Raw genomic sequence first — 16,058 nt, forward strand, 5'->3', positions numbered from 1 at the left:
GTCAGACGATCTGGGCCCTGATCACCTCGCGGCAGACCGGCGAGCGCCGGTTGCTGCGCATGATGCCGCCGACCAGACCGAACCCGATCAGCATCATCGCCCAGGTCGACGGTTCCGGTATCGCCTCGAGGTTCAGGCCGTCGATCAGCGCGAAGGGCGGCTGCCCGGTCGGCAGGCCATAGGCGAGCAACGACAGCTTCTGCGTGGTGTCGTTGGCGGTGAAATACATCGTCTCGAACTGCCAGGGCACGAAGCCATGGCTCGCATTGTTCACCGTCCCGGTGCTCAGCAGCTGGTCGCCGGGGGCGAGGTTGTAGGTCGAATGCCCGTCGCGATAATCGAGGAAGATCGGCGCATCGGGGCTGATCGAATAGTCGCACACGCCGAAGCAGACCTGCCACCTGTCCTGGGTGGCGCCGTCATAGGTGGTCTGCTGGGCGGCCGCCCACCAGAAGGTCAGCTTGTAGACCTTGCCGACCTCGAGGCCCGATATGGTCTGCTCGATCGGGGCATTGCCGTAAGCGCCGTCGGCGCCGACGAAATTGCCGCCGGTCGGGCTGTTCGTCAGGCCGTTGTTGGTCCCGATGTCCGGCCCCCACAGCGACAGCCGGGCGCCGGGATCGCAATTGCCGTACAGGCAGGCGCCGCTACCGAAATCGTCGGCCCCGGTCTGCGTGACGGGAGAGCCCCCGTTATAGCTGGGATTGTCGACGAAGACGAAGTTATAGCCGCGCGTCGTCCAGCCGGTGACGGTCGGCAGGTTCTTCAACGTCGGGCCGACAGCGGCATTGTCGAGCCCGTGCCCGAAGATCGTCGAATGCAGTGCATTGCCATTGGTCATGGTGACCATTTCGAAGTCACCGTTGACGAGCAGGTTGGTCGCCTGAAGCTCCCCCCCGGTTACGCAGCCAAACAGAGCTGTCAGCAGCGCAAGCAGCCTGACACGCATCACTCAATGTCCCCCGACACAGTACGCATGTCGCTTCTGTACGATAAATTTGCGCTAAATACAAGATTCCGCAGAATTTTGCGGTTTACACCAAGTTTACAATGTGCCAGCCATAGTAATGGTCACGAAAGTGCCCGGTCCGTAGCGCTTTTACCGGCTCCGGGGTTTCTCCAGCGTGCTCAGGACGCCTCGCAGCGTCCGCACTTCCTGCGCGTTCCAGGCGGGCTTGGTCAGCAGGCTGCGCAGCGTCCGGCGCGTCGCCGGCACCCGATCGGGCGGAAAATAATAACCCGATTCGGCGAGCAGCCGGTCGAGATGACCGATCAGTCCCTCGAGCTCGACCTGTGGCGCCGGCGGGTCGAGGTCGACCGCGGGCGGCGAGGCGAGCGCTATTCCCTTCGACCATTCATAGGCGACCAGGATCACCGCCTGGGCGAGGTTGAGGCTGCCGAACTCCGGGTTGATGGGAACCGTCACGATCGTCCGCGCGACCGCGACGTCGTCGGTCTCCAGCCCGGACCGTTCGGGGCCGAACAGGATGGCGGAGCGGCCGGGCTCTCCATGGATGCCGCGCGCGGCCTCCTCCGGCGTCATCACCGGCTTGGTCACGCCGCGCTTGCGGACGGTGGTGGCGTAGACATGCGCGCAATCGGCGGTCGCTTCCGCCACGCTGTCGAACACGCGGGCGCCTTCGAGGACGATGTCGGCGCCGGAGGCGGCCGGGCCGGCCTGCGGGTTGGGCCAGCCGTCGCGCGGGGTGACCAGCCGCATCTCGGTCAGCCCGAAATTGAGCATCGCCCGCGCCGCCTTGCCGATATTCTCGCCGAGCTGCGGACGCACGAGGACGATGACGGGGGGCGGAGCGATCCCGCTCGCTGCCCGCTCATCCTGACGGGGGATATCGGTCGTCAACCGTCCCGCCCGGCTTCGCTCACGGCACCGGCGAAATCCTCGAAGTCCTTGGCTTCGCGGAAATCCTTATAGACGCTCGCGAAGCGGATATAGGCGACGCTGTCGAGCGCCTTGAGCCCGTCCATCACCATGCCGCCGACCGAGGCGGCGGGGATCTCGCTGTCGCCGCTCGTCTCGATCTGGCGCTGGATCGCGGTCGCGAGCCGCTCGATCCGCGCGGGATCGACCGGCCGCTTGCGGCAGGCGACGCTGATCGACCGTTCGAGCTTCGAGCGGTCGAACACCTCGCGCCGGCCGTCGCTCTTCACCACCGTCATCTCGCGGAGCTGGATCCGCTCGAAGGTGGTGAAGCGCGCGCCGCACCCTTCGCATTGCCGCCGCCGCCGGATCGCCGCCCCGTCGTCGGTGGGGCGGCTGTCCTTCACCTGGCTGTCGTCATGAGCGCAGAAGGGGCAGCGCATCCGGCTTACAATTCCGGGTAGATCGGGAAACGGTCGCAGAGCGCCTCGACGCGCGCCTTGACGTGCGCCTCGGTCTGGCCGTTGCCTTCCGGGCCGTTCTTGGCGAGGCCGTCGAGCACGTCGGCGATCATGTCGGCGATCTCGCGGAATTCCGCGGGTCCGAAGCCGCGGGTCGTGCCGGCCGGCGAGCCGACGCGGATGCCCGAGGTCTTGACCGGCGGCAGCGGATCGTTCGGCACGCCGTTCTTGTTGCAGGTGATGCCGGCGCGCTCGAGCGCTTCGTCGGCATCGCGGCCGGTGACGCCGATCGGACGCAGGTCGACCAGCGCCAGATGGGTGTCGGTGCCGCCCGAGACGAGGTCGGCGCCGCGCTCCTTCAGGCGGGCGGCCAGCACCTTGGCGTTCTCGACCACGGCGGCGGCATAGGCCTTGAACTCGGGCCGCAGCGCCTCGCCGAAGGCGACAGCCTTGGCGGCGACGACGTGCATCAGCGGGCCGCCCTGGAGGCCGGGGAACACCGCCGAGTTGATCTTCTTCGCGATCGCCTCGTCGTCGGTCATGATCATGCCGCCGCGCGGGCCGCGCAGCGTCTTGTGGGTCGTCGTGGTGACGACATGGGCATGGCCGAACGGGGTCGGATGGACGCCGCCCGCGACGAGGCCGGCGAAGTGCGCCATGTCGACCATGAACAGCGCGCCGACCTCGTCCGCGATCGCGCGGAAGCGGGCGAAGTCGATGTGGCGCGGATAGGCCGAGCCGCCGGTGATGATCAGCTTGGGCTTATGCTCGCGCGCCAGCGCCTCGACCTGGTCGAAGTCGATGCGATGGTCGTCGGGGCGCACGCCGTACTGGACGGCCTTGTACCACTTGCCCGACAGCGCCGCCTTGGCGCCATGGGTCAGGTGGCCGCCGGCGTCGAGGCTGAGGCCCATGATCGTGTCGCCGGGCTGGGTCAGCGCCAGCATGACCGCGCCGTTCGCCTGCGCGCCCGAATGCGGCTGGACGTTGGCGAAGCCGCAGTTGAAGAGCTGCTTGGCGCGGTCGATCGCGAGCTGCTCGACGACGTCGGACGGGTGGCAGCCCTGATAATAGCGCTTGCCCGGATAGCCCTCGGCATATTTGTTGGTGAAGACCGAGCCCTGCGCCTCGAGCACCGCCTTGGAGACGATGTTCTCCGAAGCGATCAGCTCGATCTGCTTCTTCTCGCGCGCGATTTCCTCGGTCAGGCCGCCGAACACCGCCGGATCGGCATCGGCGAGGCCGCGCGTGAAGAAGCCGTCGGGCTGGACGTCGGACAGGGTGGCGGCGGGGTTGCTGCTCATGCGTGCTCCTTGTGGAAGCGAGGGTGGGATAGCTTGTCGACGCGGCGCTGGTGGCGGTCGCCCGCGAAGCCGGTCGAGAGGAAGGCGGAGACGCAGGCCTTGGCCTGTTCGATGCCGATCAGCCGGGCGCCGAGCGCGATGACGTTGGCGTCGTTATGCTCGCGGCACAGCCGGGCCGACAGCACCTCGTTCACCAGCGCGCAGCGGGCGGCGGGGTGGCGGTTGACCGAGATCGAGATGCCGATCCCCGACCCGCACAGCGCGATCCCGCGCGCGGCCTCGCCCGCGGCGATCGCCTCGGCCAGGCGATAGCCATAGTCCGGATAGTCGACGGAGGCGGCGCTGTCGGGGCCGAGGTCGAGGACCTCATGGCCTTCGGCGCGCAGCCATTCGGTGAGGGCGGCTTTCATGTCGAAAGCGGCATGATCGGATGCGATGGCGATGGTCTCGGCCATATCCATTTCCCATGCTGGCGAGTCGGCTGTTGGCCGCTCTCTAGGAGCGATGGGCCGATACCGCAATGCCGCATGCGCCGCCTCCATGATCGCAGCGACAGGGGCGGGGGAGCTTTTCGGGTTGACCCGACCGGCCGGATATCCTTGATGCGACGGGCATTTCCGTGGCGAGGAGGAGACGTTCGATGAAGATCCGCACCGGTGCCGGCATGGCCGCGATGCTGCTGATGGTGGCATGTGCGCGCGGCGAGGACGCCAAGCCCATCGAAAACGCCATGGTCGCCGACAATGCCGCCGCCGACGCGGTCGACGATATCGATGCCGCCGACAACGCGGCGAGTTCCGGCCTGCCGACCGATGGCTGGATCGGCAAGTGGATCGGGGTCGAGGGGCTGGTCCTCGACATCCAGCCGACCGGCGACCGCGGGCATTACATGCTGAGCGTGACCCTGCTCGACGGCACCAAGAGCTATGAGGGCGTCGCCGACGGCGACATGATCCGCTTCACGCGCAACGGCCGCCCCGAAAGCGTCCGCGCCGCGACCGGCGACCAGACCGGCCTCAAATGGCTGGCGGGCAAGAGCAACTGCCTGATGATCCAGCAGGGCGAGGGCTTCTGCCGCGACGATGCGGGGACGCCGCCGGGCGAGAACCCGGCCGCCCAACCGGCGGCCCAACCGACCGCGGAGCCCGCCGCGCGGCCTTGAAATAGCCGGTTTTCGGGGCTAGGGGCGCGGCCATGACCAAGCCCGCGCCCCTGATGACCGCCCAGGAGTTCGCCGATCGCGCCCGCGAGATCGTCGCGACGATGCGCGGCCATGCCGCCCATCGCGCGATCGACCTGCTGACCAACGACGTGCTGCGCGGCCTCGGCTATGGCGAGGGCATCGACATCTTCGAGGCGCAGGTCGGCCATTGGCACGAGGCCGACGCCGCCTATCCGCATGCCGGGCCCTGCCCGGACTGCGAACGCGCCGCTGCCGAGAATGAGGCCGAGCGGCGCGCCGCGGCCTGAACAGCCGATACGAAAGCAAGGGGCGGGAAGCGCCGTCGCGCTGGCATCGCCATGATTATCCCACCATATGATGTGGGAAAGGTCATGAGATGCTGATGGACACCACCGTCAACGATCCGCGCTGGATGAAGCTGGTCACCCGCGATGCCGGGGCCGACGGCAGCTTCGTCTATTCGGTGGCGACGACCGGCGTCTATTGCCGGCCGAGCTGCCCGGCGCGCACCCCCAATCCGCGCAACGTCGCCTTCCATGCCGATCCGGCGGCGGCGGAGGCGGCGGGGTTCCGGCCGTGCAAGCGCTGCCGCCCGACCGAGCCGCCGCTCGCCGAGCGCCAGGCGGCGATCGTCGCGGCGGCCTGCCGGCGGATCGAGGCGGCCGAGGAGCCGCTGTCGCTGGGCGAACTGGCCGACGGCGCGCGGCTCAGCCCGCATCATTTCCATCGCCTGTTCAAGGCGATCACCGGCCTGACGCCCAAGGGCTATGCCGACGCCCATCGCGCGCGGAAGGTGCGCGAGGCGCTGGGCAAGGGCGCGCAGGTCACCGAGGCGCTCTACGACGCCGGCTTCGGGTCGAGCGGACGCTTCTACGCGGCGGCCGACGGCGCGCTCGGCATGCTGCCCGGCGCCTATCGCAAGGGCGGGGCGGCGGCCGGCATCCGCTACGGGATCGGCGACAGCTCGCTCGGCCGGGTGCTCGCGGCGGCGAGCGAGCGGGGCGTCTGCTCGATCATGCTGGGCGACGACGATGCCGAGCTGGTCGCCGATCTCGGCCGCCGCTTCCCCAATGCGCGGGCGATCGAGGCCGACGAGGATTTCCAGTCGACGATCGCCGCCGTGGTGGCGCTGGTCGAGGAGCCCGAGCGCGGACTGTCGTTGCCGCTCGACATCCGCGGCACCGCCTTCCAGCGCCGCGTCTGGCAGGCGTTGCAGGCGATCCCGGCCGGCGAGACGCTGAGCTATGCCGGCGTCGCCCGCGCCATCGGGGAGCCGCGCGCGGCGCGCGCCGTCGCTGCCGCCTGCGCCGCCAACAAGATCGCGGTCGCCATCCCCTGCCACCGCGTCGTCCACAGCGACGGCTCGGATCGCGGCTATCGCTGGGGCGTCGAACGCAAGCGCGCCCTGCTCAGGAAGGAAGCGCGGGACTGATCCTGTTCCGGCCGGCCGCCTTCGCCTGATAGAGGGCGGCGTCGGCCTTCTCGATCAGTTGCCAGAAGCTCCTGGCATGTGCCGGGAAGGCGGCGATGCCGATGCTGACCGTCATCGCCCGTTCCAGTTCCGGATGGCGGCTGTCGGCCACCGCCGCCCGGATCCGCTCGGCCGACGCTACGGCGTCCGGGAGCGTCAGCGGGCACAGCAGGGCGAATTCCTCGCCGCCATAGCGGAACAGCTCGGCGCCCTCGCCCTTCGCGGCGGCGATCGTCTCGGCGATCGTGCGGATCACGCCGTCGCCGACGACATGGCCGTGGCTGTCGTTGACCGACTTGAAATGGTCGATGTCGATCATCATCAGGCTGAGCGACGCGTTCGAACGGGAGGCCGCCTGCAGCATCGCGGTTCCCTTCGCATCGAGCTGCCCGCGATCGAGAAGCCCGGTCAGCGCATCCCTGCCGACCCGCTCCACCAGCCTTTCGTAGCGATGCCGGTAGGTCAGCCGATCGAACACGTCGACCGCGCTGCGCGCCCGCGCGGGTAGCGGCTGCCGTTCGAAGAAGCGCAGATAGACGGTCATCACCAGGCTGAAGAAGGCGGCCGCGGCGGTCTTGGCGATCCATCCCCCGTAGAAGGCGGAGGGCGGCACCCCCGCGAGGAAATGGAGCCCGAGGTAGAAGAAGAACTGGTCGAAGCTCAGGACCAGCGCCAGGCTGATGAACATCCGGATCGGAACCGTTCTCGCGATCGACCGGCCGAGCCGCTCATAGATGATGACGAGGGCGATCAGGTCGATGAACAGCAATAGCGAGCCGACGACCATGAGCAGGCCCATCTGGTCGACGAAGTTGAAATCGGGATTATAGCCCGGCAGGTTCGCGGTCTGGCCGTAGAGGCGCAGGATCAGGCCCAGCGCGATCATCAGGACGTTGCCGGCGAGCAGGCCGTAGATCGGCTGCCGCATCACCTCGGCATCCTCCTTGATGTAGAGCAGCAGGAAGAAGGCGAGCTTGCCCGTGAACATCACGGTCGAGCCGGGGGAGATCAGGCCGAAGGGCAGTTCGATGAAGAAGGTCGCCGCCAGATAGGTCTCGAGGAAGTGCATCGTGCCGAGCAGGCAGAAGAAGACGCCGAGCCCGGTGCTGTGCCTCGTCCGAAAAACGGCGCCCATGACGACGGAATAGATCAGGCCGTGCACGAGCAAGGCGAAGAAGCCGTACATGTTGTGAAGAAACCCCCGGTTTGGAACCCATTTCGCCCTGTCTCCCCTTAATGGGCTCCTGGGCGTTCGACGTCGAGAGGGTGACAATAAAAGCCGATTGTCCGGATGGTCAGACGGCGATCCTGTCGATAGGCCTCGCGCCATGAACGATGCCGGCCATCATCGCGTCCCCTTGTCCCACCTGCTGCTGGCGCTGGGCGTCGTGCTCGTCTGGGGGACCAATTTCACCGTCATCCGGGTCGCGCTCGACGAACTGCCGCCGCTGCTGTTCGCCGCGCTGCGCTTCTTCTTCGCGCTGGTGCCGGCCGCCTTCTTCATCCGCCGCCCGGCGGTGTCGTGGCGGTCGCTGGCCGCCTATGGCGTGCTGATCGGCGTCGGGCAGTTCGGGCTGCTCTACATCGCGATGGACGGCTTCATCTCGCCGGGGCTGGCGTCGCTGGTGGTGCAGAGCCATGTCTTCTTCACCATCGTCCTGGCGATGCTGTTCTCGGGCGAGGCGTTGCGGCCGTTCCAGATCGTGGCGCTGTCGCTGTCGGTGCTGGGGATCGTGCTCATCATCGAGCATGGCGACGCCAGCGCGACGCTGTTCGGCCTCGCCCTGACGCTGGTCGCGGCCTTGTGCTGGGGCATCGGCAACCATGTCGCCAAGGCGAGCGGGGCGACCGACATGCTCGGCTTCGTCGTCTGGGCCAGCCTGTTCGCGGTGCCGCCGCTGTTCCTCCTCGCGCTGCTGGCGGAGGGCTGGCCGGCGATCGCCGGCGCGATCACCCATGCCGGGCCGACCGCCTGGGCGGCGGTGCTGTGGCAGTCGGTCGGCAACACCATGTTCGGCTATGCCGCCTGGGGCTGGCTGCTCGCGCGCCATCCGGCGGCGGCGATCACGCCGACGGCGATGCTGGTGCCGGTCGTCGGCATGGCGACCTCCGCCCTCGTCCTCGGCGAGGCGCTGCCCGCCTGGAAGATCGCCGCCGCCGCGCTGGTGATCGGCGGGCTCGCGCTCAACATGCTGTGGCCGCGCGCCGCCCGCCTGATCGTCACATCGCAAGCATCCACGCCGCCATCGCCACCATCATGACGTTTTCGAGCATCGACACGAAGCCGAGCGGCACGTTCGACGATCCGCCGACGCAGGCGCATTTGATCGACCGCTTGTCGACATAGACCGCCTTGAATACCGACACCGCGCCGATGCCGCCGATGAACAGCGCGATCGGCGCCGACAGCCAGGTCAGCACGCCCGCCGCCATCAGCACGCCGGCCAGGCCCTCCGCATAGGGGTAGATGGTGCCATAGGGCACCCAGCGGCGCGCCAGCAGGTCGTAGTTGAGGAACATCGTCGCGAAGCGATCGACGTCCTGGAGCTTGAGCAGCGCGAGCGCGCACATGCTGAAGGCGATGAACCATTGCCCCGCCTGCATGGTGAAGGGCGATCCGAACGCCGCCATGCTCGCCGCCAGCGCCATCAGCGCGGTCATCGCGAACAGCACGGCGACCGGGCGATAGCTGGTCGCGCCGGGCTCGGCGACCTTCAGGCCGAGATGGCGGCGCAGGTCGTCATGGCCGCCGATCCGCCGGCCGTCGATGAAGACCTGCGGCGTCGTCTTGACGTCATGCTCGGCCTTGAACGCGTCGGTCTCCTCGCGCGTCCGCAGCCAGCGGTCGTCGACCGCATAGCCCCGGCTCCGCAGCAGGTGCAGCGCCTTCAGCCCATAGGGGCAGACATGGTCCGACATCACCATGCGATAGAGGATGGCGGTGGGCCGAGCGGCGGTATCCATGGGCATTCCTTCGGTTGAACCAACAGCGATGCGCCCTATCTAGGGGCTGTACCATGGTACGGTTGCAAGAGGTTATGCCGATGGCTGCGGGACTGACGATTTCGGGACTGGCGGGTGCCGGCGGCGTCGGGGTCGAGACGATCCGCTATTATCAGCGGCGCGGCCTGCTGGCGGAGCCGCGGCGACCGCACGGGTCGGGCATGGCGGGCGGCATCCGCCGCTATGGCGCGGAGGACGTCCGCCGGCTGCGCTTCATCCGTTCGGCCCAGGCGGCGGGCTTCACCCTAGGCGAGATCGCTGAGCTGCTCGCGCTCGACGCGGGGCAGGACCGGCAGCGCGCTCGCGAGCTGGCCACGGCGCGGATCGAGGCGATCGACGCCGAGATCGCGAAGCTGCAACAGGCGCGCGAGGCGCTGCGCCGCATGGCGGGCGCCTGCGCCTCGACGCAGGAGGGGCCGTGCCCGATCCTGACCGCCTTCGACGGCTGACGCGGGATGCGGATGCAAGGCATTCGCACCCTATTGTTGCAGGGCTGAAAGGCGATTGTCGCCGCTGACAACGCCGGGAAAGAAAGGCCTCCTATCGGGATCGCATCCCCTCTTCGGAAGAGACATGATGCAGATCCTCAACATCTTCGCCGCCAAGGCCGTCCTGTTGTCGCTGGCCGTCGCCGACTCGCTGCTGTTGTTCAACGCGCTGGTTCCCAACGGCTGACCGCCTCCCCTTGACTCGCCCCCCGGCGGGGAGAGTATAAGAACAAAAATAGAACATGCGTGAGTCGCCGTCCATCCTGGCCGCTCTTCGCGCGCGCGTCGGCGCGATCGAAGGGCCGAGGCCCGCCGCAGGCGCGCTGTTCGCCCTGGGCGCGGCGGAGCTCGACGCGCAGCTCGGCGGCGGCCTGCCGAAAGGGCGCCTGCACGAGCTGTTCGCGGCCGAGGCCGACGATCGCGCGGCGCTGGCCGGGGCCGCGCTGATGCTGGCGATGCGCGCCGCCGGAGCGGAGGGAGAGACCGGGTCCGCGCCTTTGCTCTGGCTGCGGCAGGAGGGCGCGGTGAAGGCGGCGGGGACGCTCTACGGGCCGGGGCTCGCCGATCTCGGCTTCGATCCGGCGCGGCTGATCGAGGTCGTCGCGCCCGACGAGCCGGCGCTGCTGCGCGCGGCGGGCGACGCGGTCCGCTGCCCGCAGGTCGGCGCGCTGCTGATCGAGCCGTGGAAGGCGGCGCGCGGCCTCGACCTGACGGCCAGCCGCCGGCTCGCGGTCGCGGCGGAGAAATCGGGGGTGACGGTGCTGCTGCTCCGCGCCGAGGCGGAACCGGGGCCGAGCGCCGCCTATAGCCGCTGGCGGGTGCGCTCGCGCGCGTCGGCGGCGCTGGAGGCGGGGGCGCCGGGCCATCCGGCGATCGGAATCGAATTGCTGCGCCATCGCGGGGGGCTGGATGGCCTGAGCGCATGGCTGGAGTGGAACCGTGACGAGCACAGCTTCGAACAGGCGCCGCTATCTGGCGCTGTTCTTCCCCTTCCTGCCGGCCGACCGGCTGGCGCGGGCGGCGCGCCGCCGGAACGGCTGTCCGCCTGACGCGCCCTTCGCGCTGGTCGAGAAGCGCAAGGGGGCGATATGCCTCGCCGCGGTCGACCGCGCGGCGCTGGCGCTGGGCATGGTCCCGGGCCTCAGTCTCGCCGACGCCCGCGCGCGCCTGCCCGATCTCGGCGTCGCCGATCATGATCCCCCGGCCGACGCCCGCTTCCTCGAACGGATCGCCGACGGCTGCGACCGTTATACCCCGATGGTCGCGCTCGATCCGCCCGACGGGCTGCTGCTCGACATCAGCGGTTGCGCGCATCTGTTCGGCGGCGAGGCGGCGCTGCGCGACGACCTCGCGGCCCGGTTCGGCCGGCTCGGGCTGGAGGTGCTGAGCGCGCTGGCCGACACGCCCGACGCCGCCCATGCGCTGGCGCGCTATCGTCCAGAGCCCGTCGCCGGAACGACGCTTGGGGCCTTGCCCGTCGAGGCGCTCGGTCTCGACGGGGAGGAGACGGTCGGGCTGCGCCGGGCGGGGTTCCGGCGGCTCGGCGATCTGGAGGCGCGGCCGTCGCGGCTGCTCGCGGCGCGGTTCGGCGAGGCGGCGCCCGACCGGCTGCGCCGGATCGCGGGCGGGCGCGACGTCCGCATCACCCCGCGCCGGCCCGAACCGGCGCTGATGCTCGAACGGCGCTTCGCCGAGCCGATCGGCCGCACCGAGGGCGCGCTGGCCGCGATCGGCGAGCTGGTCGAGCGGGCGGCGTCGCGGATGGAGGCGGCGCATCGCGGCGGTCGCCGGTTCGAGGCGCAGCTCTTCCGCACCGACGGGCTGGTCCGCGCGCTGCGGATCGAGACCGGGCTGCCGGTGCGCGATGCCAGGGTCGTCATGCGGCTGTTCGACGAGCGGCTGGCGGTGCTCGCCGATCCGGTCGATCCCGGCTTCGGCTTCGATCTGGTGCGCCTGTCGGTGCCGATGTTCGAGCCGCTTGCCCCGCTCCAGCTCCCGCTCGAAGGCGGCGCGCTGGCGCAAGGGGAACTGGCGCAGCTGCTCGACCGGCTGTCGACCCGGCTGGGCCGCCACCGGGTGCGGCGGCTGGCTCCGCGCGACAGCCATGTCCCCGAGCAGGCGGCGTTCGTCTTTCCCGCGATCGAGGGCGGCCCGGCGGGCGGCTGGCCCGACCCCGAACCCGGCGAGCCGCCGCTGCGCCCGACCCATTTGTTCGATCCGCCCCAGCCGATCGAGGTGATGGCGGGCGTTCCCGACGGCCCGCCGAGCCGCTTCCGCTGGCGCCGCGAGCTGCACGAGGTGACGCTGGCCGAGGGCCCCGAGCGGATCGGCGCGCTGTGGTGGCGGCGCGCCGACAATGCCGGCCTCAGCCGCGACTATTACCGGGTCGAGGACGGCAAGGGCCGGCGCTTCTGGCTGTTCCGGCTGGGCCTCTACGGACGCGAGGCGGAGCAGCCCGCCTGGTACATCCACGGCCTGTTCGCATGAGCGCCGAGGCCTTCCCCTTCGCCGAGATGGTCGCGGCGACCAACTACAGCTTCCTGCGCGGCGCCTCCGCTGCGGCGGACATGGTCGCGGCGGCGAGGGCGGCGGGCCATGCCGGCATCGGCATCGCCGACCGCAACAGCGTCGCCGGGGTGGTGCGGGCGTGGGACGCGGTCCGCAAGGCGCGCGAGGAGGCCAGGAAGGCGGGGCTTCCCGACTTCGCCTTCAAGCTGGCGACGGGCGCGCGGCTGGTGTTCGTCGATGGGACGCCCGACATCGTCGCCTATCCCGCGACGCGCCGCGGCTGGGGCCGGCTGACCCGGCTGCTGACCACCGGCAACCGCCGCGCGATCAAGGGCGACTGCATCCTCTTCCTCGACGACCTGCTCGGCCATCTCGACGACCTGCTGCTGATCGTGATTCCGGGCGGCGAGGGGCTGGTGCTGGGCGAGGAAGGCGCGCGGCCGCATCCGACATGGGATGCCTCGTCCTCTCCCTCGTCATTCTCGCGAAAGCGGGAATCCATGGACGGCGGTTCGCTGGAGCCGGAGCGCTCCGTGACCGTGGATTCCCGCTTTCGCGGGAATGACGAAGAGAGAAGGGAGGAAATCTTTCCACCGTCGCCCCAGCGAAGGCTGGGGCCCATGTCTCTCGCCACGGTCGATGGCGTTCGGGTGGAGGACGATCCGTCCCCGGCGGCATCTCGCGAGACGACAGACATGGATCCCAGCCTTCGGCCGAAGGCCGAAGTCCATCCCGAGCGCCTGCCTTGCAGGCAGTCGAGGGGCTGGGATGACGGGTTGAGGAGGGTGCTCTCCATCCTCGATCGCGCCGCGCCGGATCGGGTCTGGCTGGGCTTGTCGATGCCTTATTCGGGGCGCGACAGGCGAAGGATCGCCACTTATGCGCGCCTGGCGAAGGAGGTCGGCGTCCCGCTCCTCGCCACCAACGACGCGCTCTACGCCACGCCCGGCCAGCGGCCGCTCCACGATGTCGTCACCTGCATCCGCCTCGGCCTCACGCTCGACGAGGCGGGGACGCGGCTGGCCGCCAATGGCGAACGGCACCTCAAGCCCGGTCATGAGATGGCGCGGCTGTTCGCTGATCATCCACAGGCCGTCGCCGCAGGCGTCGCGCTGCTCGATCGGATCGATTTCGACCTGAAGCAGTTGCAATATGAATATCCGCACGAGCCCGTTCCCGAAGGCTGGACCCCGCAGGGCTGGCTCGAGCATCTGGTCGAGAAGGGCATCGCCTGGCGCTACGGCCCGAACCCCGAGCAAAAGGTGCTCGACCTGGTCGAGACCGAGTTGAAGCTCGTCCGCGACGCGCGCTATGCCTATTATTTCCTGACCGTCCATGACGTGGTCGCCTTCGCGCGCGGCGAGAAGATCCTCTGTCAGGGGCGGGGGTCGGCGGCCAATTCGGTGATCTGCTACGTCCTCGGCATCACCGAGGTCGATCCGGTCCGGAACAAGCTGCTCTTCTCGCGCTTCATCTCCGAGGACCGCAACGAGCCGCCCGACATCGACGTCGATTTCGAGCATGAGCGGCGCGAGGAGGTGATGCAGCATGTCTATGCGCGCTATGGCCGCCACCGGGCCGGCATCGCCGCCACCGTCATCCACTATCGCCCGCGCAGCGCGGTGCGCGAGATCGCCAAGGTTCTGGGCCTCAGCGAGGACGTCGCGGCGAAACTGACCTCGACCATCTGGGGCAGCTATGCCGCGACGATGGAGAACAAGCGCTTCCACGAGACCGGCTTCGACCCCGGCAATGTCGAGATCGCCCGGCTCAACATGCTCGTCGAGCAGCTGCTGACCTTCCCGCGCCATCTGTCGCAGCATGTCGGCGGCTTCGTGCTGACCGAGGATCGGCTCGACGAGACGGTGCCGATCCACAACGCCGCGATGGACGATCGCACCTTCATCGAATGGGACAAGGACGACATCGACGCGCTCGGGCTGATGAAGGTCGACGTGCTGGCGCTCGGCATGCTCACCTGCATCCGCAAGGCGTTCGCGCTGATCCAGGCGCATACCGGCAAGGAATATGCGCTCGCGACGATCCCGAAGGAGCAGGAGGACATCTATGACATGCTGTGCAAGGGCGACAGCATCGGCGTCTTCCAGGTCGAGAGCCGCGCCCAGATCAACATGCTGCCGCGGCTGCGGCCGCGAACGCTCTACGATCTGGTCGTGCAGGTCGCGATCGTCCGGCCGGGGCCGATCCAGGGCGGCATGGTCCATCCCTATCTCAAGCGCCGCAAGGAGGAGCGCGAGGGGAGGCTCGTCATCGACTATCCGGGCCCGAAAGGACCGGATGGCGCGCCCGAGCTCGAAGACGTGCTGAGCAAGACCCTCGGCGTCCCGCTGTTCCAGGAACAGGCGATGAAGCTGGCGATCGTCGCCGCCAAATTCACCGATGGCGAGGCCAACCAGCTCCGCCGCGCGATGGCGACCTTCCGCCATGTCGGCACCATGCCGGAGTTCGAGGGCAAGATGGTCGAGGGGATGGTCGCGCGCGGCTATCCGCGCGACTTCGCCGAGCGCTGCTTCGCCCAGATCAAGGGTTTCGGCAGCTACGGCTTTCCCGAAAGCCATGCCCAGTCCTTCGCGCTGCTCGTCTACGCCTCTTCCTACATCAAGTGCCGCTATCCGGCGGTGTTCGCCTGCGCGCTGCTCAATTCGCAGCCGATGGGCTTCTACGCCCCGGCGCAGATCGTCCGCGACGCGCGCGAGCATGGGGTCGAGGTGCGCGCGGCCGACGTCAATCGCAGCGGCTGGGACAACAGCCTCGAAGGGTCGCCCGGCCGACTCGCGCTGCGGATCGGGCTGCGCCAGGTCGAGGGCTTTCGCGAGGCCTGGGCCGAGGCGATCGCCGAGGCGCGGGGACAGGGGACCTTCGCCAGCATCGAGGAACTCGCCCGCCGGGCGAAGCTGCCGCGCCGCGCGCTGCGCCTGCTCGCCGACACCGACGCCTTCCGCTCGCTCGGGCTCGACCGGCGCGCGGCCCTGTGGGAGGCGCGGCGCACCCCCGACGGCGAGCTGCCGCTGTTCGCCGCGGCCAAGGCGCGCGAACTGGGCGAGGAGCCCGATGCGATGCTGCCGGCGATGCCGCTGTCCGAGCATGTCGCCGCCGATTACCAGATGACCCGGCTGTCGCTCAAAGGCCATCCGATGCAGTTCCTGCGCGACGTCTTCCGCCGCGAGGGCGTGCTGAGCTGCGCCGAGGTCGCCCAGGCGAAGAATGGCCGCCGCGCCAAGGTGGCGGGGGTGGTGCTGGTCCGCCAGCGGCCGGGCGAGGGCAAGGCGATCTTCATCACCCTGGAGGACGAGACCGGGATCACCAACGTCCTGCTCTGGGCGCGGACCTTCGAGGTGCAGCGCCGGCAGGTGATGGCGTCGCGGCTGATGGTGGTGGAGGGCGAGATCCAGAAGAGCCCCGAAGGCGTCGTCCACCTGATGGGCGCGATCGTCGACGACCGCACCGCCGAGCTCGACCGGCTGTCGGAGGATCACCGCGCGACGATCGAGTTGCTGCCCGCCGACGTGTTCGAGCATCCCCAGCCACCCCGCGACCATGTCCCGCGCGGCAGCCACCCGCGCAACGTCCGCATCCTGCCGAAGTCGCGCGATTTCCATTGAGTGATTCCTAGAGCATCGCGGCCGCCCTATCCGCTCACCCTGAGGAGGGCTGAGCGAAGTCGAAGCCCGTCTCGAAGGGCCTTCGAGACGCCACTTCGCCAAGCTCGGTGGCTCCTCAGGCGGAGCGGGTCATATTCA

Annotated in this window: 15 protein-coding genes; 8 read left to right on the plus strand and 7 right to left on the minus strand. The window is 69.3% G+C overall.

The features are described from left to right. Position 1 precedes the first annotated feature (1 nt). The 5 genes from HRJ34_RS29105 to rpiB all read right to left on the minus strand — a co-directional run bounded on the left by HRJ34_RS29105 (position 2) and on the right by rpiB (position 4,099). Complete coding sequence (locus HRJ34_RS29105; RefSeq protein ID WP_011951978.1) at positions 2–949, minus strand: PEPxxWA-CTERM sorting domain-containing protein; 948 nt, start codon at positions 947–949, stop codon at positions 2–4. 150 nt (positions 950–1,099) lie between these two features. Continuing rightward, positions 1,100–1,861 (minus strand): RNA methyltransferase, encoded by a 762-nt coding sequence (locus HRJ34_RS00750; protein ID WP_208633091.1) that lies wholly within the window; start codon positions 1,859–1,861, stop codon positions 1,100–1,102. Further along, positions 1,858–2,322, minus strand: coding sequence for a transcriptional regulator NrdR (gene nrdR / locus HRJ34_RS00755; RefSeq protein ID WP_011951976.1), 465 nt, complete (start codon positions 2,320–2,322; stop codon positions 1,858–1,860). Before nrdR ends, HRJ34_RS00750 begins: the two co-directional genes overlap by 4 nt. Positions 2,323–2,327: 5 nt before the next feature. Next, on the minus strand, positions 2,328–3,644 hold the full coding sequence (gene glyA / locus HRJ34_RS00760; RefSeq protein ID WP_011951975.1) for a serine hydroxymethyltransferase: 1,317 nt from the start codon (positions 3,642–3,644) through the stop codon (positions 2,328–2,330). Then, the gene (gene rpiB / locus HRJ34_RS00765; protein ID WP_011951974.1) at positions 3,641–4,099 is read right to left on the minus strand and encodes a ribose 5-phosphate isomerase B; all 459 of its coding nucleotides are present in this window, start codon (positions 4,097–4,099) and stop codon (positions 3,641–3,643) included. The genes glyA and rpiB overlap by 4 nt, the downstream gene beginning before the upstream one ends. Before the next feature lie 185 nt (positions 4,100–4,284). On the opposite strand from rpiB, the gene HRJ34_RS00770 reads away from it, so the two are divergent. The 3 genes from HRJ34_RS00770 to ada all read left to right on the plus strand — a co-directional run bounded on the left by HRJ34_RS00770 (position 4,285) and on the right by ada (position 6,259). Further along, positions 4,285–4,806 carry a hypothetical protein gene (locus HRJ34_RS00770; protein ID WP_011951973.1) on the plus strand — a complete coding sequence of 174 codons (522 nt, stop codon included), beginning with the start codon at positions 4,285–4,287 and terminating at the stop codon, positions 4,804–4,806. 32 nt (positions 4,807–4,838) lie between these two features. Next, on the plus strand, positions 4,839–5,114 hold the full coding sequence (locus HRJ34_RS00775) for a hypothetical protein (protein ID WP_011951972.1): 276 nt from the start codon (positions 4,839–4,841) through the stop codon (positions 5,112–5,114). A 95-nt stretch (positions 5,115–5,209) separates the two neighbouring features. After that, positions 5,210–6,259 (plus strand): bifunctional DNA-binding transcriptional regulator/O6-methylguanine-DNA methyltransferase Ada, encoded by a 1,050-nt coding sequence (gene ada, locus HRJ34_RS00780; RefSeq protein ID WP_041379568.1) that lies wholly within the window; start codon positions 5,210–5,212, stop codon positions 6,257–6,259. On the opposite strand, the gene HRJ34_RS00785 is transcribed toward ada, so the two are convergent. Next, positions 6,237–7,484: a GGDEF domain-containing protein gene (locus HRJ34_RS00785; RefSeq protein ID WP_029995470.1), complete on the minus strand. Its 1,248-nt coding sequence runs from the start codon at positions 7,482–7,484 to the stop codon at positions 6,237–6,239. The genes ada and HRJ34_RS00785 overlap by 23 nt on opposite strands. 142 nt (positions 7,485–7,626) lie before the next feature. Here HRJ34_RS00785 and HRJ34_RS00790 point away from each other — a divergent pair, with 142 nt between their 5' ends. After that, positions 7,627–8,559, plus strand: coding sequence for an EamA family transporter (locus tag HRJ34_RS00790; protein WP_208633092.1), 933 nt, complete (start codon positions 7,627–7,629; stop codon positions 8,557–8,559). Here the strand turns inward: HRJ34_RS00790 and HRJ34_RS00795 are convergent. Then, positions 8,519–9,262: a MauE/DoxX family redox-associated membrane protein gene (locus HRJ34_RS00795; RefSeq protein ID WP_030091954.1), complete on the minus strand. Its 744-nt coding sequence runs from the start codon at positions 9,260–9,262 to the stop codon at positions 8,519–8,521. The genes HRJ34_RS00790 and HRJ34_RS00795 overlap by 41 nt on opposite strands. Before the next feature lie 80 nt (positions 9,263–9,342). Here HRJ34_RS00795 and HRJ34_RS00800 point away from each other — a divergent pair, with 80 nt between their 5' ends. The 4 genes from HRJ34_RS00800 to HRJ34_RS00815 all read left to right on the plus strand — a co-directional run bounded on the left by HRJ34_RS00800 (position 9,343) and on the right by HRJ34_RS00815 (position 15,920). Further along, positions 9,343–9,750 (plus strand): MerR family DNA-binding protein, encoded by a 408-nt coding sequence (locus HRJ34_RS00800; RefSeq protein ID WP_029995468.1) that lies wholly within the window; start codon positions 9,343–9,345, stop codon positions 9,748–9,750. A 281-nt stretch (positions 9,751–10,031) separates the two neighbouring features. Then, positions 10,032–10,838, plus strand: coding sequence for an ImuA family protein (locus HRJ34_RS00805; protein ID WP_011951965.1), 807 nt, complete (start codon positions 10,032–10,034; stop codon positions 10,836–10,838). Further along, a complete protein-coding gene (locus tag HRJ34_RS00810) occupies positions 10,729–12,276 on the plus strand; it encodes a Y-family DNA polymerase (protein WP_208633093.1) in 1,548 nt (515 codons plus the stop codon). Before HRJ34_RS00805 ends, HRJ34_RS00810 begins: the two co-directional genes overlap by 110 nt. Then, positions 12,273–15,920, plus strand: a complete 3,648-nt coding sequence (locus HRJ34_RS00815; protein ID WP_208633094.1) for an error-prone DNA polymerase — start codon at positions 12,273–12,275, stop codon at positions 15,918–15,920. Before HRJ34_RS00810 ends, HRJ34_RS00815 begins: the two co-directional genes overlap by 4 nt. Positions 15,921–16,058 lie beyond the last annotated feature (138 nt).

Origin of the sequence: Rhizorhabdus wittichii (assembly GCF_017607425.1) — a bacterium.
GTDB lineage: Bacteria > Pseudomonadota > Alphaproteobacteria > Sphingomonadales > Sphingomonadaceae > Rhizorhabdus > Rhizorhabdus wittichii.

Bases quoted from the DNA above. Each gene is read 5' to 3' on its own strand.
- HRJ34_RS29105 (WP_011951978.1), bottom strand. From the start codon at position 949: ATGCGTGTCAGGCTGCTTGCGCTGCTGACAGCTCTGTTTGGCTGCGTA.
- nrdR (WP_011951976.1), bottom strand. From the start codon at position 2,322: ATGCGCTGCCCCTTCTGCGCTCATGACGACAGCCAGGTGAAGGACAGC.
- glyA (WP_011951975.1), bottom strand. From the start codon at position 3,644: ATGAGCAGCAACCCCGCCGCCACCCTGTCCGACGTCCAGCCCGACGGC.
- rpiB (WP_011951974.1), bottom strand. From the start codon at position 4,099: ATGGCCGAGACCATCGCCATCGCATCCGATCATGCCGCTTTCGACATG.
- HRJ34_RS00770 (WP_011951973.1), top strand. From the start codon at position 4,285: ATGAAGATCCGCACCGGTGCCGGCATGGCCGCGATGCTGCTGATGGTG.
- HRJ34_RS00775 (WP_011951972.1), top strand. From the start codon at position 4,839: ATGACCAAGCCCGCGCCCCTGATGACCGCCCAGGAGTTCGCCGATCGC.
- ada (WP_041379568.1), top strand. From the start codon at position 5,210: ATGGACACCACCGTCAACGATCCGCGCTGGATGAAGCTGGTCACCCGC.
- HRJ34_RS00785 (WP_029995470.1), bottom strand. From the start codon at position 7,484: ATGTACGGCTTCTTCGCCTTGCTCGTGCACGGCCTGATCTATTCCGTC.
- HRJ34_RS00790 (WP_208633092.1), top strand. From the start codon at position 7,627: ATGAACGATGCCGGCCATCATCGCGTCCCCTTGTCCCACCTGCTGCTG.
- HRJ34_RS00795 (WP_030091954.1), bottom strand. From the start codon at position 9,262: ATGGATACCGCCGCTCGGCCCACCGCCATCCTCTATCGCATGGTGATG.
- HRJ34_RS00800 (WP_029995468.1), top strand. From the start codon at position 9,343: ATGGCTGCGGGACTGACGATTTCGGGACTGGCGGGTGCCGGCGGCGTC.
- HRJ34_RS00805 (WP_011951965.1), top strand. From the start codon at position 10,032: ATGCGTGAGTCGCCGTCCATCCTGGCCGCTCTTCGCGCGCGCGTCGGC.
- HRJ34_RS00815 (WP_208633094.1), top strand. From the start codon at position 12,273: ATGAGCGCCGAGGCCTTCCCCTTCGCCGAGATGGTCGCGGCGACCAAC.